20 protein-coding genes are annotated in these 24,393 nt (G+C 61.1%); 7 read left to right on the forward strand and 13 right to left on the reverse strand.

Annotated features, from left to right (window positions below):
* Positions 1–47: 47 nt before the first annotated feature.
* From FF124_RS13565 to eno, 3 genes are all read left to right on the forward strand, one after another.
* Positions 48–938 (forward strand): VOC family protein, encoded by an 891-nt coding sequence (locus FF124_RS13565; protein WP_138749030.1) that lies wholly within the window; start codon positions 48–50, stop codon positions 936–938.
* A 1-nt stretch (position 939) separates the two neighbouring features.
* On the forward strand, positions 940–1,779 hold the full coding sequence (kdsA, locus tag FF124_RS13570; protein ID WP_138749031.1) for a 3-deoxy-8-phosphooctulonate synthase: 840 nt from the start codon (positions 940–942) through the stop codon (positions 1,777–1,779).
* A gap of 202 nt (positions 1,780–1,981) precedes the next feature.
* Positions 1,982–3,256 (forward strand): phosphopyruvate hydratase, encoded by a 1,275-nt coding sequence (eno, locus tag FF124_RS13575; RefSeq protein WP_138749032.1) that lies wholly within the window; start codon positions 1,982–1,984, stop codon positions 3,254–3,256.
* A gap of 109 nt (positions 3,257–3,365) precedes the next feature.
* Here eno and FF124_RS13580 read toward each other — a convergent pair whose 3' ends face one another.
* From FF124_RS13580 to FF124_RS13590, 3 genes are read right to left on the reverse strand one after another with little or no spacing between them, the layout of a single operon-like run.
* Positions 3,366–4,574, reverse strand: a complete 1,209-nt coding sequence (locus FF124_RS13580) for an ABC transporter permease (RefSeq protein ID WP_138749033.1) — start codon at positions 4,572–4,574, stop codon at positions 3,366–3,368.
* Positions 4,564–5,292 (reverse strand): ABC transporter ATP-binding protein, encoded by a 729-nt coding sequence (locus tag FF124_RS13585; RefSeq protein WP_138749034.1) that lies wholly within the window; start codon positions 5,290–5,292, stop codon positions 4,564–4,566. The genes FF124_RS13580 and FF124_RS13585 overlap by 11 nt, the downstream gene beginning before the upstream one ends.
* A 9-nt stretch (positions 5,293–5,301) precedes the next feature.
* Entirely contained in the window at positions 5,302–6,555 is a 1,254-nt protein-coding gene (locus tag FF124_RS13590; RefSeq protein WP_425462538.1) for an efflux RND transporter periplasmic adaptor subunit, read from the reverse strand.
* A gap of 203 nt (positions 6,556–6,758) precedes the next feature.
* On the opposite strand from FF124_RS13590, the gene FF124_RS13595 reads away from it, so the two are divergent.
* Positions 6,759–7,358 carry an invasion associated locus B family protein gene (locus tag FF124_RS13595; protein ID WP_246072429.1) on the forward strand — a complete coding sequence of 200 codons (600 nt, stop codon included), beginning with the start codon at positions 6,759–6,761 and terminating at the stop codon, positions 7,356–7,358.
* 234 nt (positions 7,359–7,592) lie between these two features.
* On the opposite strand, the gene FF124_RS13600 is transcribed toward FF124_RS13595, so the two are convergent.
* The 8 genes from FF124_RS13600 to gyrA form a co-directional block, all read right to left on the reverse strand.
* Positions 7,593–10,256, reverse strand: a complete 2,664-nt coding sequence (locus FF124_RS13600) for an autotransporter family protein (protein WP_187326938.1) — start codon at positions 10,254–10,256, stop codon at positions 7,593–7,595.
* 378 nt (positions 10,257–10,634) lie between these two features.
* On the reverse strand, positions 10,635–11,768 hold the full coding sequence (gene tgt, locus FF124_RS13605) for a tRNA guanosine(34) transglycosylase Tgt (RefSeq protein WP_138749037.1): 1,134 nt from the start codon (positions 11,766–11,768) through the stop codon (positions 10,635–10,637).
* Entirely contained in the window at positions 11,765–12,841 is a 1,077-nt protein-coding gene (gene queA, locus FF124_RS13610) for a tRNA preQ1(34) S-adenosylmethionine ribosyltransferase-isomerase QueA (protein ID WP_138749038.1), read from the reverse strand. Before queA ends, tgt begins: the two co-directional genes overlap by 4 nt.
* Positions 12,832–13,509: a hypothetical protein gene (locus FF124_RS13615; RefSeq protein WP_138749039.1), complete on the reverse strand. Its 678-nt coding sequence runs from the start codon at positions 13,507–13,509 to the stop codon at positions 12,832–12,834. The genes queA and FF124_RS13615 overlap by 10 nt, the downstream gene beginning before the upstream one ends.
* Complete coding sequence (locus FF124_RS13620) at positions 13,510–14,010, reverse strand: peptidylprolyl isomerase (RefSeq protein ID WP_138749040.1); 501 nt, start codon at positions 14,008–14,010, stop codon at positions 13,510–13,512.
* A 132-nt stretch (positions 14,011–14,142) separates the two neighbouring features.
* Entirely contained in the window at positions 14,143–14,721 is a 579-nt protein-coding gene (locus FF124_RS13625; RefSeq protein ID WP_138749041.1) for a peptidylprolyl isomerase, read from the reverse strand.
* A 37-nt stretch (positions 14,722–14,758) separates the two neighbouring features.
* Positions 14,759–15,253, reverse strand: coding sequence for a pantetheine-phosphate adenylyltransferase (coaD, locus tag FF124_RS13630; protein WP_138749042.1), 495 nt, complete (start codon positions 15,251–15,253; stop codon positions 14,759–14,761).
* 143 nt (positions 15,254–15,396) lie between these two features.
* Positions 15,397–18,195, reverse strand: a complete 2,799-nt coding sequence (gene gyrA / locus FF124_RS13635) for a DNA gyrase subunit A (protein ID WP_138749043.1) — start codon at positions 18,193–18,195, stop codon at positions 15,397–15,399.
* 245 nt (positions 18,196–18,440) lie between these two features.
* Between gyrA and FF124_RS13640 the strand changes: the two genes are divergently transcribed.
* Positions 18,441–19,082 (forward strand): MarC family protein, encoded by a 642-nt coding sequence (locus FF124_RS13640; protein ID WP_138749044.1) that lies wholly within the window; start codon positions 18,441–18,443, stop codon positions 19,080–19,082.
* A 38-nt stretch (positions 19,083–19,120) separates the two neighbouring features.
* On the opposite strand, the gene FF124_RS13645 is transcribed toward FF124_RS13640, so the two are convergent.
* Positions 19,121–20,020: an alpha/beta fold hydrolase gene (locus FF124_RS13645; RefSeq protein WP_138749045.1), complete on the reverse strand. Its 900-nt coding sequence runs from the start codon at positions 20,018–20,020 to the stop codon at positions 19,121–19,123.
* Between the two features lie 219 nt (positions 20,021–20,239).
* Positions 20,240–20,749: a single-stranded DNA-binding protein gene (locus FF124_RS13650; protein ID WP_138749046.1), complete on the reverse strand. Its 510-nt coding sequence runs from the start codon at positions 20,747–20,749 to the stop codon at positions 20,240–20,242.
* Between the two features lie 247 nt (positions 20,750–20,996).
* Between FF124_RS13650 and uvrA the strand changes: the two genes are divergently transcribed.
* Entirely contained in the window at positions 20,997–23,918 is a 2,922-nt protein-coding gene (gene uvrA, locus FF124_RS13655; RefSeq protein ID WP_138749047.1) for an excinuclease ABC subunit UvrA, read from the forward strand.
* On the forward strand, positions 23,918–24,376 hold the full coding sequence (locus FF124_RS13660) for a GNAT family N-acetyltransferase (protein ID WP_138749216.1): 459 nt from the start codon (positions 23,918–23,920) through the stop codon (positions 24,374–24,376). Before uvrA ends, FF124_RS13660 begins: the two co-directional genes overlap by 1 nt.
* The last annotated feature ends 17 nt before the right edge of the window (positions 24,377–24,393 follow it).

Genomic DNA, 24,393 nt, shown 5'->3' on the forward strand with positions numbered 1-24,393 from the left:
CCGCCTGCTTTCATGCCATCAAGGATGCCTCTCAAAGGAGGAGCCTCATGTCTCTTTCGCACCGAGCCCAGCGCCCGCTTGACCACATCGTGCTGCCCGTCGTTGACCTGGCGACGGCAAGGCTTCGGCTGAGCGCGCTCGGCTTCAGCGTCGCGCCCGATGCCCGCCATCCCTTCGGCACGGAAAACGCCTGTGTCTATTTTGCGGAAGGAACCTATCTCGAACCGCTCGGGATTGCCGACCTTCAGATCTACGGGAATCACATTCGCGACGGCCTCCAATTCGTGGCGCGCGACAAGGCCTTCCGCTTCCGCGTCGGCGAGGACGGGCTGTCAGCAATCGTGTTCAAGAGCGATGACGCGGCCGCCGACCACGAGGCTTTTGTGGCGGAAGGCATCGCCGCTGGCGATCTCTTCCGCTTTTCCCGCACATTCCAGCGGGAGGATGGCAGCGAGGCGGAAGCCGGTTTCCGTCTGGCCTTCGCGGCGGATCTTCGCGCGCCGGACCTTTTCTTCTTCACCTGCGAGCGGCTGTTGCCGCTGAGCCCGCCGGAAGCGCTGATGGCGCACCAGAACGGCGTGACCGGGGTTGCCGAGGTGCTGATCGGCGAAGACAATCCGATGGAGTTCGAGCCGCTGCTGCAGCAGTTGAGCCATTGCCACGAGACGGAGATCCATCCGCACGGCGTGACGGTGGAAGGGGCCGGCGCCGACCTTTCAATCTTCACCCACGACCATCTCCGCGCGCGTTTCGGCATCGATCCGCCTGCCACGGGGCGCGGTCTTGTCGGTCGTGCGATTGTCTTTGAGGCTGCGGATATCGGCAATATCGCGGACATTCTCGCGAAAAACGCTGTCCAACACGAAACGGCGGACGGGATGATCTGCGTTCCGCCTGCGCCCGGCCAGGGCGTGACATTCATATTCAAGGAAGCATAACATGAACAATCGGACCGTTTCGGCCGGCGAGGGTGCGGCGAAGGTCGCCTTTTCCAACAGCGGCAGGCTGTCGCTGATCGCCGGGCCCTGCCAGATGGAAAGCCGCGATCACGCCTTCATGATGGCTGGCCGGCTTGTCGAGATCTGCAAGGAGGTCGGGATCGGCCTCGTCTACAAATCCTCCTTCGACAAGGCGAACCGGACCTCGCTCAAAGCCGAGCGCGGCATGGGGCTGGAGAAGTCGCTGGAGGTCTTTGCCGACCTGAAGAAGGAATTCGGCTTCCCGGTGCTGACCGACATTCACACCGAGGCGCAGTGCGCCGAGGTGGCGCCGGTCGTCGATGTGCTGCAAATCCCCGCATTTCTCTGCCGCCAGACCGATCTTTTGATCGCGGCCGCGAAGACCGGCCGGGTCATCAATGTGAAGAAAGGACAGTTTCTGGCCCCCTGGGACATGAAGAACGTGCTTGCCAAGATCGTCGACAGCGGCAATGACAACGTGCTCCTGTGCGAGCGCGGCGCATCCTTCGGCTACAACACGCTGGTCTCCGACATGCGCTCCCTGCCGATCATGGCTGCGACCGGCGCGCCGGTGATTTTCGACGCCACCCATTCGGTGCAGCAGCCGGGCGGGCAGGGCGGTTCGACCGGCGGCCAGCGCGAATTCGTCGAAACGTTGGCGCGCGCTGCCGTTGCCGTTGGCGTCGCAGGCGTCTTTGTCGAAACCCATCAGGATCCCGACAACGCGCCGTCGGATGGCCCGAACATGGTTCCGCTCGATCAAATGCCGCGGCTCCTGGAAAAACTTCTGGCTTTTGACGCCATCGCGAAGGAAAGATAATCTTGGCGCAAGGGATCGACCGCATTTTCATGGGGTCTGCCCGGAAAATCTTTCATTCGTCATAGTTCTGGCGAATGAACTGCTTTATGCAGTTTTGCTGCGATGCGCAGGTGACCCAAGACGCCGGACGCATTAAGGAAAATCTCCGCGCCTTGGCGCGCCCGTTACAAATTCGAACAGCAAGGTCGACAGGTAGACAGACATGACGACAATCACCGACATTCTCGCCCGTGAAATCCTCGACAGCCGTGGCAATCCCACGGTCGAGGTCGATGTGTATCTGGAAGACGGCACGATCGGCCGCGCCGCCGTGCCCTCGGGCGCCTCGACCGGCGCGCATGAGGCTGTCGAGCTGCGTGACGGCGGCGAGCGCTATCTCGGCAAGGGCGTCGAGAAGGCCGTCAACGCCGTCAACACGGAAATTCTCGAAGCCATCGTCGGCCTGGATGTCGAGAACCAGATGGAAATCGACCAGACGATGATCGAGCTCGACGGCACGTCGAACAAGGGCCGCCTTGGCGCCAACGCCATCCTCGGCGTTTCGCTCGCCTCCGCCAAGGCCGCGGCGACGGCTTGCGGCCTGCCGCTCTACCGCTATGTCGGCGGCACCTTTGCCCATCTCCTGCCGGTTCCGATGATGAACATCATCAATGGCGGCGAACACGCCGACAACCCGATCGACTTCCAGGAATTCATGATCATGCCCGTCGGCGCCGACACGCTGCGCGACGCGGTCCGCATGGGTTCTGAAATCTTCCATACCCTGAAGAAGGAACTCTCCGCCGGCGGCTTCAATACCGCGATCGGCGACGAAGGCGGTTTCGCGCCGGCGCTTCCCAGCACCATCTCCGCACTCGATTTCATCATGAAGTCGATCGAAAAGGCCGGCTACAAGCCGGGTGACGACGTCTATCTCGCCATGGATGCCGCCTCCACCGAGTTCTACAAGGACGGCAAGTACGAGATGGAAGGCGAGGGCAAGACCTTCTCCTCCGGCGAAATGGCCGCCTATCTCGCCGACCTGATCGGCAAGTACCCGATCTTCTCGATCGAGGACGGTCTGGCAGAAGATGACTGGGACGGCTGGAAGGAACTGACGTCGATGATCGGCGGCAAGTGCCAGCTCGTTGGCGACGACCTTTTCGTCACCAACACCAAGCGCCTGAAGGACGGCATCAAGATGGGCGTCGGCAATTCGCTGCTCGTCAAGGTCAACCAGATCGGCTCGCTGACGGAAACGCTCGATGCCGTCGAGACCGCCCACAAGGCCGGCTACACTTCGGTGATGTCACACCGTTCGGGCGAAACCGAAGACGCCACCATCGCCGACCTCGCCGTTGCCACGAACTGCGGTCAGATCAAGACCGGTTCGCTGTCGCGCTCCGACCGTCTGGCGAAATACAACCAGCTGATCCGCATCGAGGAAGAACTCGGCGCCCAGGCCGTGTTTGCCGGAAAGTCGATCCTGAAGGCCTGATCGGCCTGAAAGTTTCTTGTTTGATTTGATTTGAGATGCCCGTGGCCTGTGCCGCGGGCATTTTTCTTGGATGGGTGTTGAGGCTGGGCCGACCGGAGACCCCGCCTTTCTATTCGTGGCGCAGAGCCTCGATCGGGTTCATCCGGGCCGCACGGCGGGCGGGGAAGAAGCCGAAAATGATGCCGATCAACGCGGAGAAGGCAAAGGCGCCGAGGATCATCCAGGGAGCGATGACGAAGGGTACGGAGAGATACTGAACCACCGCGTAGGCGACGGCGAGACCGGCCACCACGCCGACGATGCCGCCGAGAAGCGAAAGCACGACAGCTTCGACCATGAACTGCAGGAGCACCTGCCGTTCAAGCGCGCCGACGGTGAGCCTGAGCCCGATTTCGCGGGTGCGCTCGGTCACCGATACGAGCATGATGTTCATGATGCCGATGCCGCCCACAAGCAGGCTGACGGCCGCTACGGCGGTCAGCATGCCGGTGAGATGGCTTTTCGTGCCGGTCACGGCATTGGCGATCTCGGTCATGTCGTTGACTTCAAAATCATTGGCCCGTCCGGGCTGGATGTTGCGGCGCTGGCGGAGGAGGGCGGTGACGTCGGCTTCGAGCTTCTCGGTTGACACGCCATCGCGCGCAGCCAGCAGAATGCTCTCGATATAGCTGTCGCCGCCGACGCGGCGCTGGAAGGCGCTGATCGGCATCAGCACGATGTCGTCCTGGTCGCGGCCCATGCTGCTCTCGCCCTTTTCCCTGAGCGTGCCGATCACCGCGCAGGAGACATTGCCGACGCGCACATTGCTGCCGACGGGATCAGACTCGCCAAACAGTTCGCGCCGCACGGTTGCGCCGAGAATGCAGGCGGTGTCGCCGCCTCCGGAAGCTGCCGCGCGGGAAAAGTCGGTTCCTGTCTCGATCGTCCAGTCCTGTGCGGCGAGAAAATCGTCATTGGTGCCGATCACGGTCGTCCTGCGGTTCTCGCCCGCGGCGACGACCGTCACCGTCGAGATGTTCTGCGGCGCGACGGCGCGCAGATCCGGCACCTGGTTGCGCAATGCGGCGATATCGCGCTCGCTGAAGCCCTTTGCAGCCTCCGCCGGCGCGCCGGGCGCCCGCTGGCCGGGCCTGACGAACAGGATATCAGTTCCAAGGCGGGCGATCTCGCTGCGCACCTGTTCGGCCGTGCCGTTGCCGATCGTGACCATGGCGATCACGGCCGAAACGCCGATGACCACGCCGAGCACGGTGAGGAAGGAGCGCAGCAGGTTGCGGCGAACGGCGCGCAGGGCAAGCTTGATCATCTCAAGAAACATGGCCGCTCTCCTGTCTGTCGCCACGTCCTGGCCGGTAGGCGCGCTCGAGTGCGCCATCGAGAAACTGCATGCGGCGGCTGGCATAGCGCGCCACGTTCTCCTCATGCGTCACCATGACGACCGTGATGCCGATCTCGGTGTTGAGGCCGGTGATCAGTTCCATGATCTCGTTGCTGGTGCGGGTATCGAGGCTGCCGGTCGGCTCGTCGGCCAGCAGCACGGCAGGCTCCGTGATCAGCGCGCGGGCGATCGCCACACGCTGCTGCTGGCCACCGGAAAGCTCCTGCGTGCGCTGGTCGAGACGATCGGCGAGGCCCACCTGCGATAGGGCGAACTCAGCCCGCTCGCGTCGCTCCCGACGATTGACGCCGCGATAGAGCAGGGGGAGCTCCACATTCTCCAGCGCCGAGGAGCGCGGGAGCAGATTGTAGCGCTGGAAGACGAAAGCCAGGAGATGGCGGCGCAGCAAGGTGAGCTTCGTCGTCTTCAGCTCCGTCGTGTCGACGCCCTGGAAGTAGAACTGCCCGCTGGTTGGCCGGTCGAGCCAGCCCAAAATGTTCATCGCCGTCGACTTGCCCGACCCGGAAGGCCCCATGATCGACACGAACTCGCCCGCCTCAATCGCAAAATCGACGCCGTTGAGCGCGACGATCTCGGCCTCGCCGGTGCCATAGGTCTTGTAAACATTGCGGAATTCGATGAGCGGCGCCGTCGTCATGATCCTACCTCACTGCCCGTTTCTGCCGGTTGCGGTGATGACCTTGTCGCCGGCGCGCAGATCGCCGCCGGTGACGGCGGAAAACCGTCCGTCGCTGGCGCCGACTGTAATCTCGACCGCCATGGGTTCGCCGTTGCGCAGGATCCAGACGGTGCGCTCGTCGCCTTCGGCCGAACCCGCTGCTTCGCCCGGCGGCGTGAAAAGCAGCGCCGCATTCGGCACCAGAATGGCGTCGGGCGTCTCATCCACGAGAATATCGGCCGTTGCCGTCATGCCCTGGCGCAGGAGCAGGTCGGAATTGTCGACGGCAAGCACGGCCTTGTAGGTCACGACATCGCTGTTGAGTTCGGAGGCATAGCGGATCGACCGGATCTCGGCCGGAAAGCGCCGCCCGGGAAAGGCCTCGACTGCAAACGATGCTTTCTGGCCCGGCTCGACCTGGCCGACATCGGCTTCGTCGACATTCACCCTCAGTTCCATTTCCGTCAGATTGCCGGCAATCACGAACAGCGTCGGCGCTTCGAGCGAGGCCGCCACCGTCTGGCCGACATCGACATTGCGATAAAGCACGATGCCATCGATCGGCGAGCGGATGGTGGCCTTGCTCAGGCGCAGTTCGGCAAGCTCGAGCTCGGCCTCCGCCACGGCCAGGCGGGCCTCGGCGCTTTGCTGGTCGGCCACGGCTGCGGCATGGGCGAACTGCGCGTCCTCAAGCTCCTGGCGCGGCGCGACGTCGCGCTCGGCGAGCGTGCGCGTGCGTTCCATCGTCGCCTTTGCGGATTCAAGGTCGGATTTCGCCGCCGCAACATCGGCCTCGGCGGCGGCAAGCTTCGCCTTGGCGCTCAGGATATCGGCCTTCAGCTCGTCGGTCTCCAATTCGAGCAGCGTGTCGCCCGCCTTGACCTGGTCATTGAAATCGGCGCGCACGGCCTTCACCGTGCCCGACAGCTCGCTCGAAATATCGACCCTGACCGTCGGCTCGATTGCGCCTGTGGCCGCAACCGTCACCGTCATCGGCCCGCGCTCGACCTCCTGCGTGACATAGGTCGGTTTTGCCGCAACGATCTGCAGCTCGCCCGAGGTCAGATAGCGGTAGCCGCCATAGCCGCCGGCGGCCAGCACCACGACAAGAACAATCATTCCCCAGGGGATGCGGAAACCGCGCCGGGGCTTGTCATCGCCAAGAATGGCATGAATATCAGGCACTTGCGGGCGAGGGCGCTCATAGGATTCCGAGCCGCCGCGCCGGCCGCTTCTGTCCATATCGGAGGACATTTTCGAAGAGCTCCTGTCTGGGGCTGCGCATTTGACGATTTGCCGCGACTATGGCCACGAAGCAGCGCGCATGCAAGCGTCGCGGCAAGGAAAATGATTGTCGCGTGGTACATGGCCAATCCGTTTGTCATGCGCCGAAATAGCCGGGCGCGTTCTCGCGCAATGGTGTGCGACGCGAATCGTGTTATCTCTTGGATCGCAATAAGTGTCTGCATTCGACGGCAAGCGTCGAAGAAATACAAACGCGCAGCCGTGGAGGAAAACCATTGAACCATCGTTGTCTTGCAGCCGTCGTCACTGCCGCTTTCATCAGCACCATGCCGCTTAGCCAGGCCTCCGCGACCTTGCCGGACGGCGCAAGCTCTCTCAGCGAGACCTATCAGGACTGGCGCGTCGAATGCGTTTCGGACGGAGATGCGGACCGCTGTGTCATGGCTCAGGTCCAGGTCACCAAGGAAAACGGACAACGGGTCATTTCGGTCGAGCTGACCGCTCCGGCCGCCGATCAGGCCCAGGGCGTGATTGTCATGCCGTTCGGCTTTGCCTTGGCTCAGGGCGTCTCGCTTTCAATCGACGCGGAGACCGAGGGTCCGAAATTCGGGTTCTCGACATGCCTGCCGCAGGGCTGCTTTGTCCCGGTGTCGATCGATGCGGCCATGCTCGACCGTTTGAAAAGCGGCGGGACGCTTCACATCAAGGGGCAGCCGATCAATGGCAACGAGACGGTCGATTACCCGATTTCACTCAAAGGCTTCACAGCGGCCTTCAACCGCTTGAATGCATTGCGCTAAGTCGCTTCGTTATGTCCCGTCCACAAACGGCTCCGCGAACACATCGTCCGGAGCCGTTTTCTGTGTTTCGGTCTGGCGTAAGTTCCATAATCTACCTTATGTGATTTTTGTAGAGGTCTTCTTGTGGCAGTGGCTGTGCTCTCTGTCCCTTCGGGAGACCTGCCCTTTGCCCAGACAGAAACAACCGGACACGAGCGCCCGGTTGCTGGAAGTTCTCGGAAAAAGCGACCTTTATCAGAAGCTGACGTTCAGACGCGCATTGATGCTGTTCTGGGAGACGCCATCGCCGAACTGACCGATATAGCCGAAGCCGAGCTTTGCCTGTTGCGACAACGCGAAATCGATCCCGGCGCCGATCAGAGCCGTGTTTTCCGCCAGCGGCACGCCGGAGACGGTGAACGGCGCACTGCCGGCAAAGGCAGCCGTCGACTTGGGCGTGATATCTCCGAATGCGTGCCGCCATCCGACATCGAAATAGGCCTCGGAGCCCGCCTGCCCCATGACGGCAAAGTCCGCAGCCGCCCACAGGCCGATCGTCGAGAAGTAGGTATTGGACGATTCCGACGCGACGCTGAGCGCCGCTGCGGTCGTTCCGGTCTCGGTAAAGCTATCCGAGTTCAGGCCGACATAAGAGAAGTTGGCATAAGGCTCGACCTCGGTATTTTCGTCGGCCGCATAGCGATAGGCAAGCTCTCCGAAGACCTGGAAGGACCCGGCATCGTAGTCGCTCGACATGGCGTCGTAGAAGCCGGGGAAGCTCACCGTACGGTCCGCAGATACCGTGTTCCAGGTGTAGGCCATGCCTGAACGGAAGGCCACGGCGCCGGCCGTGCCGGCCGCCCACTCGCCGCCGCTGTAAGCGCCGATGGTATAGGAATCCGTATTGCCCGAAGCAGGTCCCTTGTTGTCGAAGGACGTGTAGCCGTAGCCGGCCAGAACGCCGAGCCTCCATCTGTCGCCGATCGATCCGTCAATACCGGCGAGGAAGCCGCCGGTGGAGGAGTCGAGCTTGCCGGCATTGGCGTTGCCGTCATATGCGCTCCAGCCGCCATAGGCGTATCCCCAGGCGCCGAAAGCACTTTCCTCGATAAGCCTTCCGCCAACCATGTCGTCACGCCCCTCGGCATAGGACATGACCTCGACCGAGGACGTCGATTTGCCACCGAAAGCCTGGTGCAGCCGGCCGTAGACCGCGTCCCTGGCATATTGTGTCTGGTCGATCATGACGGTCTGGCCTGAGGCGTAGATCGCGCCCGACAGAGCGCTGTAGGCCAGCGGTGCGTCATCGGCGGTCATTTTCAGGATGATGTTTTCATAGAGCGTCGGCGGCGGCGACAGATCGCCCAGTGTCTCCAGAGCATTGGCAACGGCGACCTGATTTGGCGTCTCGGCGACCGAGGCGAATCTCCGATCGTTTCGCCCGACCGTCAGGATCACAGAATTGGGATCGTAACTCAGATAGGGGGCAACGAAGGCATAATTGTCGACATTGTCCCACACGGGAATCGACGATGCGAACTCGCCGTTGACGCCGCCGGACGCAGTCAGGATCACATAGCCATGATCGAGAAGGTAGCCATCGATTGTGTCGACTTCGACAGCGCCTGCGAGGTTAGCGACGCCGCCCACGGCGATCAGGTCGGACTTTCCGGCAAGGTCCACTTCCGCTTCGATCACCGAGGTGGATGCGAGGTTGAGGTCGCCGCCAACGGTAATCGTACCGATCGAGTTACCCGGCGCCAGCCGGCCGGAACTGTTCGCGCTGCCTGCGATATTCAGATTGCCTCCCGCCTTCGATGTATCATCCACGAACATTCGGCCGTTGACATTGACCTTGTTCTCAATCGTGCCGCCGGTCGTGCTGGAACCGTTTTCAACATAGAGGTCCCCGCCGACGGTAGCCGTATCACCTGCGCCCGACATGAAATTGCCCGTGCTATGCTGCAGGATCAGATCGTCGGAGATTTTTGCCCCGGGCTGAAGAGCGATGACCTGGTTATAGGCCGAGGTTCCCTTGGACGTCAGCGTGCCGCCGATCGTGGCGCCCGCGCCGACGGTCACCGGCGCATCGTTGTTGGCGACCAGAACATCATAGGGCGCGTTGCCGATTTCGTTCACGTCTTCCGGCAGGAGCAGACCTGACAGCAAGCGAGACCAGTGGGACGTAAAGTCGGTTACGCCGTTGTTCCGGTTCTTCAGATACATGGCAAAGAATTGTTCGGGGCTTGTGTCGTCCAAGGACAGCGCAGGTTCCCAAACATAGATCAACGCATTGTTGAAATAATAGTGTACGGCGCTGTTGCCTTCTTCGTCGACATCCGTCATCAGGCGCATGTCGATCGTGTTCCAGCCGGAAAAGTTGATCAGTCCGGTCGTTTCCGGCAGTTCAACCCACCCATTGTCCGTGCCGGCATCCCATACTTCGAGCCTTCCCTGCCCGTCCCGGTTGGTGAACTGAATGATCGGAAAGACAGCATCATTATTGTTGTAATTGCCGGTCGCGACCTCCTTTTCGGTCATGGCCGAGCCCCAGATACTCGTGCGGATATAGTCCGTGTCACTGCCGGCCTGCCAGCCATCGGCAACATAAATGTCACCGCCGATAAAGGAATCACCCGAAGGAACGGTTGTGTTCTGCGAGTAGCCTTCCCACTGATAGTAGCTGTTTGAACCCGCTTTCGAGCCAAGGGTCTCCAGAGCGAGGACGTTGGACCGTCCCATATAGGTGTCAAGCCGCGTAAAGCTTGCTGTCGGGTAGCGGTCAACCACCCAGTCGTTCGGATCCGTGCTGATCGGATAGAATTCAATCTTCTCGGCCAGCGCGGTTCCGCTCAGACCAAATAACAGGATTCCCGCGCACGCGGTTGATTGCAACAGTCTCGTTTTCGCTGTGATCATTGTTTCCTCCCAATCATGGCTGCGGACCACAAGGGTGCCGCTGCCCCGCCTGAATTGCTTTGCTGGCTGCCGGGCATGCTGATGAACAGCACGGCAAACAGACCGAAAGAGCATTCTGCAACTTCGGCGGGTATCACGCGGATACTGTGCTAGAACTCATCTGCCGGGAAGCTCTAACATGCAAGGAAAGATTACAAGAAAGAACAATTGCAACCTACGTTGCATTAATAACACTTATATTAGTTTTTACTTACATGAATGTCTCGATGTTTTTGGATGAAAAATACAAGAAATTCAGCGATTTGGGGCGTGCTGCCTCTGACATCAGTGGACGGTATCGAACCGGAATCATTCCGTCTTCAACACCGGAGAAATTGGTCAGACAGGAGCAATATCGCCCCGCGCCCAGCTTTCCTGCGTCTCGGCCATGAAATCCGTGAAGCGACCTTCGGCGATGGCTGCACGGATGCCCTGCATCAGGTCCTGATAGTAATGGAGGTTGTTCCAGGTCAGCAGCATGCCGGCAAGCGATTCATTGGCGCGTACGAGATGATGAAGATAGGCGCGGGAATAGTCGCGCGCCGCCGGGCAATTACTTTCCTCGTCCAGCGGCCGCAAGTCTTCGGCATGACGGGCATTCCTGAGATTGACCTTGCCGCGCCGGGTGAAGGCGAGGCCGTGGCGCCCTGCCCTAGTCGGCATCACGCAGTCGAACATGTCGATCCCGCGCGCGACGGATTTCAGAATGTCGTCAGGCGTGCCGACGCCCATCAGGTAACGCGGCTTTGTCGTCGGCAGCTCGGGCAGCGTCGTCTCCAGCATCGCCAGCATGACCTCCTGCGGCTCGCCGACAGCGAGACCGCCGACGGCATAGCCCTTCAGGTCGAGATCGGCGAGACCGCGCGCCGAACGGATGCGCAGGTCGGGAAGGTCGCCGCCCTGGACGATACCGAACATGGCCTTGCCGGGCTGGTCGCCGAAGGCAATGCGGCAGCGCTCGGCCCAGCGCAACGACATGTCCGTCGACTTTTCGATTTCGGCGCGCTCCGCCGGCAGCCGGACGCATTCATCAAGCTGCATCTGGATATCGGAACCGAGAAGCCCCTGGATCTCGATCGAGCGTTCCGGACTCATGTGATGTACGCTGCCGTCGATATGCGACTTGAAGGTGACGCCCTTCTTCTCGTCGATCTGGCGCAGGGCCGCCAGCGACATCACCTGAAAGCCGCCGGAATCCGTCAGGATCGGGTATTGCCAGCGGATCAGAGAATGCAGGCCGCCAAGGCGCGCCACGCGCTCCGCGCCCGGCCGCAGCATCAGATGATAGGTGTTGCCGAGAATGATGTCGGCGCCGAGGTCGCGCACCTGGTCGAGATACATCGCCTTGACCGTGCCGGCCGTACCGACCGGCATGAAGGCGGGCGTGCGGATTTCGCCGCGCGGCATGACGATCGCGCCGAGACGGGCATTGCCGTCCGTCGCCTTGAGGGTGAATTCGAATTGTTCGCTCATCGGTCTTTCCTGAACAGCAGGCTGGAATCGCCGTAGGAATAGAAACGGTAGCCGGTTTCGATCGCATGCGCGTAGGCCGCGCGCATCGTCTCCAGCCCGCTAAAGGCCGAAACCAGCATGAACAGCGTCGATTTCGGCAGGTGGAAATTGGTCATCAGCATATCGACGGCGCGAAACTGGTAGCCGGGCGTGATGAAAATGCCGGTCTCGTTTTCCCAGGCGCCGATTGTCCCGTCTTCGGCAGCGGCGCTTTCCAGCAGCCTGAGAGAGGTGGTGCCGACGGAAACGATCCGCCCGCCCCGCCCCTTGACCGCGTTCAGCGCTTCGGCGGTTTCCGGCGTCACGATGCCGCGCTCGAAATGCATCTTGTGGTCGTCGGTGTCGTCGGCCTTGACCGGCAGGAATGTCCCCGCCCCGACATGGAGCGTGACGAAATGTTGCTCGATGCCGGCTTCCTCCAGTGCGGCCAGCAGTTCCGGCGTGAAGTGCAGGCCGGCCGTCGGCGCGGCGACCGCGCCGTTCTCGCGCGCATAGACGGTCTGGTAGTCGTCCCGGTCCTTGCCGTCCTCGGCGCGCTTGGAGGCGATATAGGGCGGCAGCGGCACATGGCCAACCCGCATCAGCGCCTCGTCGAGCGCAGCGCCGCGCGCGGCAAAGGTCAGCGCCACCTCGCCCCCGTCCCGCTTCTCGCTGACTTCGGCTACCAGGTCGGCCGATCCGTCCGCTGCGGCAAAGTGAAGTCGGTCACCGACCTTGATGCGCTTTCCCGGCCGGGCAAAGGCGTGCCAGAGATTGTCGGCCTTGCGCAGGTGCAGCGTGGCGGAAACCGGTACGTCCTCGCCACCTTCGCGCTTTCGAATGCCTTCAAGCTGCGCCGGGATGACCTTGGTATCATTGAACACCAGCGCGTCGCCGGGTTTCAGAAAGGATGGCAACTCGCTGACAATGCGGTCTTCGAGCGCCGGCGCGCCATCGGGTCGGACCAGCAGCAGCCGCGCGCTGTCGCGCGGGCTTGCGGGCCGCAAGGCGATATTCTCGTCCGGAAGATCGAAGTCGAAGAGGTCTACGCGCATATTTCTTCTATCAAATCTGAGAATTCTTCCCAATATTTTTGCAGGCGTGCTTGCTCGAAATTCATTTCTAATTCGATGCCATCGTTACCTAGATATATCTTTCCAACCCTAGACAACCTCGCAGTATTTATTTCCGAATGAAACAACACTCGCTGCTTGCTTTTCGAGCTAGCCGCTAGCGAGCGTTCGCCTCCGTGCGCTACTGCATTACGGGCGTATTCCAGATTCGGAAAAGAATTGCGAAAAAGGGCGCAGGCTTTCTTGTGTCCAGTACCTAAGACAAATTCCGCTTCAACGGAATGGAGGATTTCGTAATGGTTTGAAAGTTCCATCGGAACACTATCGGCAAACGTGTGGGCTAGTTGGAAAAGCAGATCATTGCCCTCAAAAGAGCCTCGCCTGGTGCGCTTTGCTATCAGCTCCATCATAGAAAAGTAAAAGCAGGCAGCGCGGGTGGCCGAATTGAATGCGCCGGAGATACTATCGGCAAAAAGCACAATTCTCGTTTTGGTGCTGCTTTTTGGAGGGGCGTTGCTGAGCTTTCTACAGTGACGGTGAAAACTCATATAGTGGCGGGCGAACAACGACGTAATTGCATGTGCATGGTGCTGCGCGCCATCGAGCGCAGCACCAACTTCTTCATAGAGGCTGCTGTTACCGTCTGCCAATCAAACGTCAGCCGCGACCTTCATCGTGATGATGTGATCCGGATTGCGCACGGGTTCGCCGCGTTCGAACGCATCAACGGCCTCCATGCCTTCGATAACCTGGCCCCAGACGGTGTACTGCTTGTCGAGCCAGGGAGCATCGGTGAAGCAGATGAAGAACTGCGAATTGGCCGAGTTCGGGTTCTGCGAACGCGCCATCGAGCAGGTGCCGCGCACGTGGCGCACGGAGGAGAACTCGGCGGGAAGGTCCGGCTTGTCCGAACTGCCCGTGCCGGCGCGGCCTGCATTGCCGCCCTTCTTGCCATGCTCGACGTCGCCGCCCTGGGCCATGAAATCGGAAATGACGCGATGGAAGACGACGCCGTCATAGGCGCCTTCGCGGGTCAGTTCGCGAATGCGGTCGACATGTTTCGGGGCAACATTCGGAAACGCCTCGATGACGACCTTTCCCTTGGTCGTCTCCATGATGAAGGTGTTTTCCGGGTCTTTGATTTCGGCCATCTGGTTCTCCTGTGGCTGAGCGAGAGCATAATCCGTGTGATGCGAGGATGGACAGGATTATGCGGCTGAAACAAGCGGACAGAGCGCCCTTCGGATGCAAGAAGGTCGAAAGGCGCTCTATGCGGAAGCGGTTTACTGGCTGACGGTTGCGCTCAGGATCTTGTCCGGATTGCTGACCTTGCCGTTCTGCGCGGCGTCGCCCTTCTTGATCTTGTCGACATTATCCATGCCTTCGACCACTTCGCCGATAACGGTATACTGGCCGTTCAAATGCGGGGCATCGTCAAACATGATGAAGAACTGCGAATTGGCGGAGTTGGGGTTCTGCGAGCGGGCCATGCCGACCACGCCGCGCTTGAACGGAATGTCGGAGAATTCGGCCGGCAGATCGGGCATGTCGGAACCGCCCATCCCGGCCTTGTTGAGATCAAAGCCGTCCTCGGTATCACCGAACTGGACATCGCCGGTCTGCGCCATGAACCCGCCGATTACGCGGTGAAAGACCACGTTGTCGTAAGCGCCTTCCTCGGCCAGTTCCTTGACGCGAGCGACGTTCTGCGGCGCTTCCTCATCGAAAAGCTCAATGACCACCGGGCCATCGGTCGTGTTGAGGGTCAGAAGGTCTTTGCCATCCTTTGCCTGTGCCATACCGGCAAGCGAGACCACAGACATCATCGTGGCCGCAGCCAGTCCCGTAATCGTCTTCCTCATGGTTTTCTCCTTGAAATTCGTTTCCTCTAGCCGGGCTTCAGCGCTGGAATTTCGCCCTGAGCGCGGCTGCCACAAAATCCGGCACAAAGCGCTCCACATCGCCGCCCATGGCAGCGACCTGCCGCACCAATGTGGCCGATATCGGACGGGATAGCGCCATTGCCGGCAAAAATACGGTCTGGATATCCGGCGCCATGGTCTGGTTCATGCCGGCCATCTGCATTTCGTAGGCGAAATCGGTGCTGTCGCGCAGGCCGCGGATGATCATGCCCGCGCCATTTTTCCGCGCAGCGTCAATAGCAAGGCCTTGGAAGGCCACGACGGAGAGATCACGCGTCCTTTGCGGCAGGTTTTCGGCGACCGCACGGCGCAGGAAATCGGCGCGCTCCTCAAATTCGAAGAGTGGCTTCTTGCCCGCGTTGATGCCAATGCCCAATACCAGCCTGTCGGCAATATTGAGCGCCTGCAGCACCACGTCGAGGTGGCCATTGGTCATCGGGTCGAAAGAGCCGGGGTAAAAAGCCGTCGCCATTCGTCATGCCTCGGTTTCGGTCTCGGCCTTTTGTCATGGAATGTGGCAAGCCGCAAGCCGCTTCGCATCCGCAAGCGATAGCGGGGTGATCAAAAAAAAAGCCGGACGCAACGGCCCGGCTTTTCATGTCTTCGGCGCGCGGATCAGGCCTCGCTGTCACCCTCGCCTGCCTCGGCGGCGGGTGCGCCATCAGCCGAGGCTTCTTCCGCGCCGTCGTCCTCGACAGGTTCCGCCTCCTCCGGTTCGGAGATGACCTCGACGGAGACGACCTTCTCGTCGGCCCCGGTCTTGAACACCGTCACGCCCTTGGTGGCGCGGCTGGCGATGCGAATATCGTCCACCGGTACGCGGATCAGCTGCCCCGCATTGGTGACCAGCATGATCTGGTCGCGGTCGAGAACCGGGAAGGCGGCGACGAGGCGTCCGATTTCGTCGGTCTTCGACGTGTCGGTGGCGCGGATGCCCTTGCCGCCGCGGCCGGAGATGCGGAAGTCATAGGACGACGAGCGCTTGCCGAAGCCCTTTTCCGTCACCGTCAGGATGAACTGTTCGCGGAACTTCAGTTCCTCGTAGCGATCATCGCTGAGCGTGCCTTCTTCCGTCACCTCTTCGCCGACAAGCGCGATATCCTCGCCCTCCCCGGTCTCCGAGCGACGCTCGAGCGCGGCGCGTTTCAGATAGGCGGCGCGTTCCCAGGGTTCCGCGTCGTTGTGGCTGACGATGGTCATCGAGATCACCTCGTCGCCCTCTGCCAGCGCGATGCCGCGCACGCCGATGGAGTTACGTCCGGCGAAGACGCGGATCGTGGGAACCGGGAAGCGGATCGCCTGACCCATCGCCGTCGTCAGCAGCACGTCGTCATCCGGCGTACAGGTCCAGACCGAAAGAATGCGATCATTCTCGTCATCGAGCTTCATCGCGATCTTGCCGTTGCGGTTCACCTGGACGAAGTCCGACAGCTTGTTGCGCCGGACCGTGCCGCGGGTGGTGGCGAACATCACATCGAGCTCGGCCCAGCTCTCCTCGTCTTCCGGCAGCGCCAGGATCGAGGTGATCGCCTCGCCCTGCTGCAGCGGCAGCATGTTGATCAGCGCCTTGCCGCGCGATTGCGGCGTGCCGATCGGCAGGCGCCAGACCTTCTCCTTGTAGACGATGCCACGCGAGGAGAAGAACAGCACCGGCGTGTGGGTATTGGCCACGAACACGCGGGTAACGAAATCCTCGTCGCGGATCGACATGCCGGCGCGCCCCCTGCCGCCGCGCCGCTGGGCGCGGTAGGTGTTGAGCGGCACGCGCTTGATGTAGCCGTTGCGCGAAACGGTAACGACCATGTCCTCGCGGGCGATGAGGTCCTCATCGTCCATGTCGGGGCCGCCCTCGAGAATTTCGGTGCGGCGCGGCGTGCCGAATTCGTCGCGCACGGCGATCAGCTCCTCGCGGATGATCTCCTGGATCTTCACGCGTGATGACAGGATCTCGAGGTAATCCTTGATTTCATCGCCGATCTTGTTCAACTCGTCGCCGATCTCGTCGCGGCCAAGCGCGGTGAGGCGCGACAGGCGCAGTTCGAGGATGGCGCGGGCCTGTTCCTCGGACAACTGATAGGTGCCGTCCTCGGAAATCTTGTGGCGCGGGTCGTCGATGAGGCGGATCAGCGCCTCGACATCCTGCGCCGGCCAGTGGCGTTCCATCAACTGCTCGCGTGCCGTCTGCGGATCGGGCGCGCGGCGAATCAGGTTGATGATCTCGTCGATATTGGCAACGGCAATCGCAAGACCAACCAGCACATGGGCGCGATCACGGGCCTTCTTCAGCAGGTATTTGGTCCGCCGGCTGACGACATTCTCCCGGAAGGCGACGAAGGCCTTCAGAATGTCGAGCAGGGTCATCTGTTCCGGCTTGCCGCCATTCAGCGCCACGAAGTTGCAGCCGAAGGAGGTCTGCAGCGGCGTATAGCGATAAAGCTGGTTCAGGATGACGTCGGCATTGGCGTCACGCTTCAATTCGATGACGACGCGGTAACCTTCGCGGTCAGACTCGTCGCGCAGATCGGAAATGCCCTCTATGCGCTTTTCGCGCACCAGATCGGCCATTTTCTCGATCATCGTCGCCTTGTTCACCTGATAGGGAATTTCGGTGATGATGATCTGCTCGCGGTCGCCGCGCATCGGCTCGATCGTGGCGCGGCCGCGCATGATGACCGAACCGCGTCCGGTCTCGTAGGCCGACTTGATGCCGGCGCGGCCGAGGATTTGTGCGCCCGTCGGAAAGTCGGGACCCGGGATGATCTGCATCAGTTCCGGCAGTTCGATCGCCGGGTTCTCCATCACTGCGATGGCGCCGTCGATCACCTCTCCGAGATTATGTGTCGGAATATTGGTCGCCATGCCGACGGCGATGCCGCCTGCGCCGTTGACCAGCAGGTTGGGGAATTTCGCCGGTAGAACGACGGGCTCGGACAGCGTGCCGTCATAGTTTTCGCGGAAATCGACGGTCTCCTTGTCGAGATCGTCGAGCATGGTGTGCGCGACCTTCTGCAGCCGGCACTCGGTGTAGCGTTCGGCCGCCGGCGGATCGCCGTCGACCGAGCCGAAATTGCCCTGCCCGTCGATCAGCGGCAGACGCAATGACCAGTCCTGCGCCATGCGCGCCAGCGCGTCATAGATCGCGGCGTTGCCGTGCGGATGGAACTTACCCATGACGTCGCCGGTGATACGGGCGCACTTCATGTATTTCTTGTTCCAGTCGACGCCAAGCTCCGACATGCCGTAGAGAATGCGGCGGTGGACCGGCTTCAGCCCGTCACGCACGTCCGGCAGCGCACGGCTGACGATTACGCTCATGGCGTAATCGAGATAGGAACGCTGCATTTCTTCCACGATGGAAATGGGCTCGATGCCCGGCGGGAGCCCCCCGCCCGATGGTGTCGTTTGATCAGTCAAAATGAATCACGATCTCAAGCTAGAATCATATCGCGCGTTTATAGCCGAATCCCGCGGCGAACGCCAATTTGGCAGGGCTTTGCGCAGTGGACAGAAACGGCTCTTGTCAGATTTAATTCGGATTTGACGGCGGAGTTGTGGCAGGGTGTCACAAGCGCACCGGATACCACTCTGGGTTTTCGCCGGAGAATCGGCGGTAGGCGGACCGCGTCGCGTTTTGGGATCAACAGGACCGGGACATTTCAATGGCAGACATGGGCACGCTCATGAGCGGCTTCACCACATTGATGGTGACGATGGATCCGCCCGGCATGGTGCCGATCTTCCTTGCGCTGACCGTGGGCATGACGCAGAGCGAGCGCCGTATGGTCGCCATGCGCGGCGCGCTGATCTCCTTCTGCCTCCTCGTCGCCTTCGCGCTTCTGGGCGATCGGATCCTCGGTGCGCTCGGCATATCGATGAGCGCCTTCCGCATCGCCGGCGGCATCCTGCTGTTCTGGATCGGTTGCGAGATGATTTTCGAAAAGCGTCAGGAACGCAAGGAGAAGACCACCGAAACAGCCATCACCAAGGACAATATCGCGCATCTTGCCGCTTTCCCGCTGGCCATGCCACTGATTGCCGGCCCTGGCGCCATTTCGGCGACGATCCTGCTTGGCTCGAAGATGGAGACATGGCTCGACAAGCTGGCGCTGGTCGGCGTCATCATGGTCGCCTCGCTGGTCGTTCTTGTGGCGATGCTGATGGCCGGCCTGATCGACCGGTTCCTGGGCGAAACCGGCCGCAATATCCTGACCCGCATTCTGGGCATGATGCTGACGGCGCTGGCCGTGCAATTCGTTATCGACGGCATGCAGACAGCTTTTCATCTGGCGCCTGCCTCTTGAGCCTGATCGGCGCGGCGGAACGGGCTTGCCGGCGCCGTCTATTGCTCCATGAACGATAGCAAGGCTTCAGCGAAAGCTTCAGGCTCCTCAAGCGGAGGCGTGTGGCCGCTTTTCGCAAACGTCTCCAGCCTGACTTTGGCGAAGGCGGGAAGATAGGCCTGCCAGGTTCTGGGCGGTCCAATCAGATAGTCATGCGCACCGAGCGCGATCATCACCGGGACATCGAGCTTTTCAGCGAGCGCCCTTATATCGATATCACGGAAGACCTCGCCCCAAAGATGGTCGAAAACCGGATCATTGACCGGAACGTCCTTCCACAACGGCCTGGCATCATAGCTTGGATCAAACCAGCTCCGCGCCGCAAGACGCAGCAGAAGATGCCGGAACCGGGCATCGGGCTCTACTGCGATATCATCGGCAAGAGCAGCCAGATCGCGCTGAAGAACTGCCTTGCGGCCAGCGTCCGCTTCAGCCTCGAAACGCGCCTCGGCCGCCTCCAGCATCGCTGCCGACTGGCTCGGCGCCGTGCCGACCATCACCACATGCGTCACATGTTGCGGAAAACGGGCTGCATAGGCGAGCGCCATATACCCGTGCCCCGAATGCCCGAGAATACAAAAACGGTCGAGGGCAAGATCACGCCGCATCCGCTCGATATCCTCAACGACGCGATCGAGACTGAAGTCTCTGTCGTCGCTCGCATCTATCCGAGCGGCAAACCCGCAATGGTCGATAAAGTGAAAACGGCAGCGCTGGCGAAGGAAAGCCGGAAAACAGCGCGCGTAATAGGCTGCGCTGCCGATGACTAGAATCGGATGCCCCTGCCCCTCAACTTTGAAGGACAGGCGAAAGCCGCCGCTCAGCAAAAATCCGGAACGCTCACCCCTGTCGGTGACCGGAGAAACAAAATCTGACATGTTTGATCCATAGAAAAACAACGCCGTTCCCGAGGAACGGACGCAAAAAACACACGGTGCGACCGCACGTTCGACGCACCGGTTCAAGGGCTTTTGCGATCATCGCTAACGGATCAGTTTCATGTCTTCCTTCCTCTCTCACCATGAGAATGGCCGAGTGGATAATTCGGTGAACGAGCAACAGCGCTTTGCTGGCGAACGTGAATGTTTACTCAGCCAAGCGGCAGAGCCTATACAGGATCAAAACGGAATGTCGTCGTCGAGATCCTGCGAGAAACCGCCGCCGCCACCGCTGCTGCGACCGCCGCCGCCGGAGGCCGGCTGGGAGCCGTAATCGTCATAACCGCCGCCCTGACTGCCGCCAAAGCCGCCGCCGCCACCCTGGCCGCCGCCCTCGCCGCGACCGTCGAGCATGGTCAGCGTCGAGTTGAAGCCCTGCAGCACGACTTCGGTCGAATAGCGATCCTGGCCGCCCTGATCGGTCCATTTGCGCGTCTGCAGCTGGCCCTCGATATAGATCTTGGCGCCTTTGCGCAGATATTGCTCGGCAACCTTGCACAGGCCCTCATTGAAGATGACGACGCGGTGCCACTCCGTGCGCTCCTTGCGCTCGCCGGAATTGCGGTCGCGCCAGGTTTCCGAGGTTGCGACCCTGAGATTGGCGATCGGCCGGCCGTCCTGGGTGCGCCGGATCTCCGGATCCGCTCCGAGATTGCCGACGAGGATTACCTTGTTTACACTACCTGCCATGAAACCACCTGTTTGGCCGCGATCGCGGCCCTCTTGAAGAATTTCGCGCCAGCATAAACGATCTGCCGCATGGCGACCAATGGCAGGCGTGAAATCCACAATAAAAATGTTCTTTATTTGTTCTAATGCGCTGGTATGATCCCGTCAACCGATTCATTTCCGGCGACGTATTGAAGCAAAGCCTCGACAGGCCGTCCTTGCGAACTACATAAGAACCCGAATTTCCTTTGCCGAGAAGCCGAAACCTATGAGCGAACTCAAAAATATCTCCATTCGCGGCGCGCGCCAGCACAATCTGAAGGGCATAGACGTCGATCTTCCGCGCAATTCGCTGATCGTGATGACCGGGCTTTCGGGCTCGGGCAAGTCGTCGCTCGCCTTCGACACGATCTATGCGGAAGGCCAGCGCCGCTATGTGGAAAGCCTGTCGGCCTATGCGCGCCAGTTCCTGGAGATGATGGAAAAACCCGATGTCGACCGGATCGACGGCCTGTCGCCGGCAATTTCCATCGAGCAGAAGACCACATCGAAAAACCCGCGCTCGACCGTCGGCACGGTCACCGAGATCTACGACTATATGCGCCTTCTGTTCGCCCGCACCGGCGTCCCCTATTCGCCGGCAACGGGGCTGCCGATCGAAAGCCAGACAGTCACCCAGATGGTCGACCGCATTCTGGACCTGGAGGAGCGCACCAGGCTCTATCTGCTCGCGCCGCTCGTGCGCGGCCGCAAGGGCGAGTTCCGGAAGGAATTGGCGGAACTGCAGAAGAAGGGTTTTCAGCGCGTCAAGATCGACGGCGAATTCTACGAGATCGCAGAGGCGCCGAAGCTCGACAAGAAGTACAAGCATGACATCGATGTCGTGGTCGATCGCGTCGCCGTGCGTTCCGATCTTGCGACCCGGCTTGCCGACAGTCTGGAGACCTGCCTGGAGATTGCAGACGGGTTGGCCATCGCCGAATTCGCCGACAAGCCGCTGCCCGAGGGGGACACGGCGGCCGGTGGCGCGAAGAACAAGTCTCTCAACGAAACCCATGAACGGCTTGTTTTTTCGGAAAAATTCGCCTGCCCGGTTTCGGGGTTCACGATTTCAGAGATCGAGCCACGGCTTTTTTCCTTCAACAACCCCGTCGGCGCCTGCCCGACCTGTGACGGCCTCGGCTTCCAGCAGAAGATCGATGAAGGACTGGTCGTTCCCGACCGCACCAAGAAGCTCTCCGATGGCGCGATCGCGCCCTGGGCAAAATCCTCCTCGCCCTATTACAAGCAGACGCTGGAGGCGCTCGGCAGGCATTTCGGATTCAAGATGAGCGAGCGCTGGGACAAGCTGCCAAAGTCCGCGACGGATGCGATCCTCAACGGTACGGACGAGAAAATCGAGTTCCATTACGCCGACGGCGCCCGCTCCTACAAGACAACAAAAACGTTCGAAGGCATCATGCCGAACCTCGAGCGCCGCTGGAAGGAGACGGATTCCGCCTGGGCGCGCGAGGAGATCGAGCGCTACATGTCGGCCGCCCCCTGCCCGGCCTGCGAGGGATACCGGCTGAAGCCCGAGGCGCTCGCCGTCAAGATCGATGGCCGTCATATCGGCCATGTCAGCCAAATGTCGATCAGGGGCGCGCGCGACTGGTTCGACAGCCTGCCCGAGCGTTTTTCGCAAAAGCAGAACGATATTGCCGTTCGCATCCTGAAGGAAATCAACGAGCGGCTGCGCTTCCTGAACGATGTCGGCCTCGAATATCTGACCTTGTCGCGCAATTCCGGCACGCTGTCGGGCGGCGAGAGCCAGCGCATCCGACTTGCCTCGCAGATCGGCTCGGGGCTCACCGGCGTGCTTTACGTGCTGGACGAGCCCTCCATCGGCCTTCACCAGCGCGACAACACCCGGCTTCTCGACACGCTCAAGCATCTGCGCGATATCGGCAACACGGTGATCGTGGTCGAGCATGACGAGGACGCGATCCTGGCTGCCGACTATGTGCTCGATATCGGCCCCGCCGCCGGCATTCACGGCGGTGAGATCATTGCCGAGGGACCGCCGGCTGCCATCATGGCCAATCCGAAATCGCTGACCGGGCAATATCTGAGCGGCGTTCAGGCCGTTGCCGTGCCCGCCGAACGGCGCAAGCAGAAAAAGGGCAAGGCGCTGAAGGTCGTCGGCGCGCGCGGCAATAATCTGAAGAACATCACCGCCGAGATCCCGCTCGGCATGTTCACCGCCGTGACCGGTGTTTCCGGTGGCGGCAAGTCCACCTTCCTGATCGAGACGCTCTACAAGGCGGCGGCGCGGCGCATAATGGGCGCGCGCGAAAACCCGGCGCCGCATGACCGGATCGAGGGGCTGGAATTCGTCGACAAGGTGATCGACATCGACCAGTCGCCGATCGGCCGCACGCCGCGCTCCAACCCGGCGACCTATATTGGCGCCTTCACGCCCATCCGCGAATGGTTTTCCGCCCTGCCGGAGGCGAAGGCCCGCGGCTATCAGCCCGGCCGCTTCTCCTTCAACGTCAAGGGCGGGCGCTGCGAGGCCTGCCAGGGCGACGGGCTGATCAAGATCGAGATGCACTTCCTGCCGGATGTCTACGTCACCTGCGACGTCTGCCATGGCCAGCGCTACAATCGCGAGACGCTGGAGGTGCAGTTCAAGGGCAAGTCGATCGCCGACATTCTGGAGCTGACGGTCGAGGAAGGCGTCGAGTTCTTCTCAGCCGTCCCCTCGGTGCGCGACAAGCTGCAGACGCTGCAGGACGTCGGGCTTGGCTATATCAAGGTGGGCCAGCAGGCCAACACGCTGTCGGGCGGCGAGGCCCAGCGCGTCAAGCTGGCCAAGGAACTGTCGCGCCGCTCCACCGGCAAGACGCTCTATATTCTCGACGAGCCGACCACGGGCCTGCACTTCCATGACGTCGCCAAGCTGCTCGACGTGCTCCACAAGCTGGTCGAACAGGGCAATTCGGTCGTGGTCATCGAGCACAATCTCGAAGTGATCAAGACCGCCGACTGGGTGATCGATATCGGCCCCGAGGGCGGCGACGGCGGCGGCGAGATCGTCGCGACTGGTACGCCGGAGGACATCGTGAAAGAGAAGCGTTCCTATACCGGCATTTATATGCAGGAGCTGCTGGAGCGGCGGCCACAGAAGAAAACGGAAGCGGCGGAATGATGACGCCACGGCTGGCTGCGCTTTCGGATCTGAGGTCAGTCGAGCAGCTGACAAAAGAAGCCTATGAAGTTTATCTACCTGTGCTCGGCTATCCGCCGGTTCCGGTTACGGAGGACTACAGGCCGCGCATTGCGCGCGGCGAAGTCTTTCTGTTCGGCGCCGCCGCCGAGCCGTTGGGGCTTTGCGTGGTCGAGAAGCATGCCGACCACCTCATGCTGTTCAGTATCATCGTGGCGCCCGCCCACCAGGGTGAGGGATATGGGCGAGCGATGCTTGAGTGGCTCAGAGGCCGTGCGCGAGCGGAGAATGTCGGCGAAATCAGGCTCTATACCAATGCGTTGATGACGCGCAATATAGCGCTTTACGAGCGCTTCGGCTTCACCGAGACGGGGCGCAGACCCAATCCGAAGCGTCCGCAATTCACGATCGTCGACATGGCAATGCCGATTGAGGACTGATCGATAACCAGGGGGGA

The sequence above is a fragment of the Martelella lutilitoris genome, assembly GCF_005924265.1.
Classification (GTDB): Bacteria; Pseudomonadota; Alphaproteobacteria; order Rhizobiales; family Rhizobiaceae; genus Martelella; species Martelella lutilitoris.

Bases quoted from the DNA above. Each gene is read 5' to 3' on its own strand.
- FF124_RS13650 (WP_138749046.1), bottom strand. From the start codon at position 20,749: ATGGCAGGTAGTGTAAACAAGGTAATCCTCGTCGGCAATCTCGGAGCG.
- FF124_RS13640 (WP_138749044.1), top strand. From the start codon at position 18,441: ATGGCAGACATGGGCACGCTCATGAGCGGCTTCACCACATTGATGGTG.
- coaD (WP_138749042.1), bottom strand. From the start codon at position 15,253: ATGGCGACGGCTTTTTACCCCGGCTCTTTCGACCCGATGACCAATGGC.
- FF124_RS13585 (WP_138749034.1), bottom strand. From the start codon at position 5,292: ATGACGACGGCGCCGCTCATCGAATTCCGCAATGTTTACAAGACCTAT.
- uvrA (WP_138749047.1), top strand. From the start codon at position 20,997: ATGAGCGAACTCAAAAATATCTCCATTCGCGGCGCGCGCCAGCACAAT.
- FF124_RS13620 (WP_138749040.1), bottom strand. From the start codon at position 14,010: ATGGCCGAAATCAAAGACCCGGAAAACACCTTCATCATGGAGACGACC.
- queA (WP_138749038.1), bottom strand. From the start codon at position 12,841: ATGCGCGTAGACCTCTTCGACTTCGATCTTCCGGACGAGAATATCGCC.
- FF124_RS13580 (WP_138749033.1), bottom strand. From the start codon at position 4,574: ATGTTTCTTGAGATGATCAAGCTTGCCCTGCGCGCCGTTCGCCGCAAC.
- FF124_RS13565 (WP_138749030.1), top strand. From the start codon at position 48: ATGTCTCTTTCGCACCGAGCCCAGCGCCCGCTTGACCACATCGTGCTG.
- FF124_RS13590 (WP_425462538.1), bottom strand. From the start codon at position 6,555: ATGGACAGAAGCGGCCGGCGCGGCGGCTCGGAATCCTATGAGCGCCCT.
- kdsA (WP_138749031.1), top strand. From the start codon at position 940: ATGAACAATCGGACCGTTTCGGCCGGCGAGGGTGCGGCGAAGGTCGCC.
- eno (WP_138749032.1), top strand. From the start codon at position 1,982: ATGACGACAATCACCGACATTCTCGCCCGTGAAATCCTCGACAGCCGT.
- FF124_RS13625 (WP_138749041.1), bottom strand. From the start codon at position 14,721: ATGAGGAAGACGATTACGGGACTGGCTGCGGCCACGATGATGTCTGTG.
- FF124_RS13660 (WP_138749216.1), top strand. From the start codon at position 23,918: ATGACGCCACGGCTGGCTGCGCTTTCGGATCTGAGGTCAGTCGAGCAG.
- FF124_RS13600 (WP_187326938.1), bottom strand. From the start codon at position 10,256: ATGATCACAGCGAAAACGAGACTGTTGCAATCAACCGCGTGCGCGGGA.
- tgt (WP_138749037.1), bottom strand. From the start codon at position 11,768: ATGAGCGAACAATTCGAATTCACCCTCAAGGCGACGGACGGCAATGCC.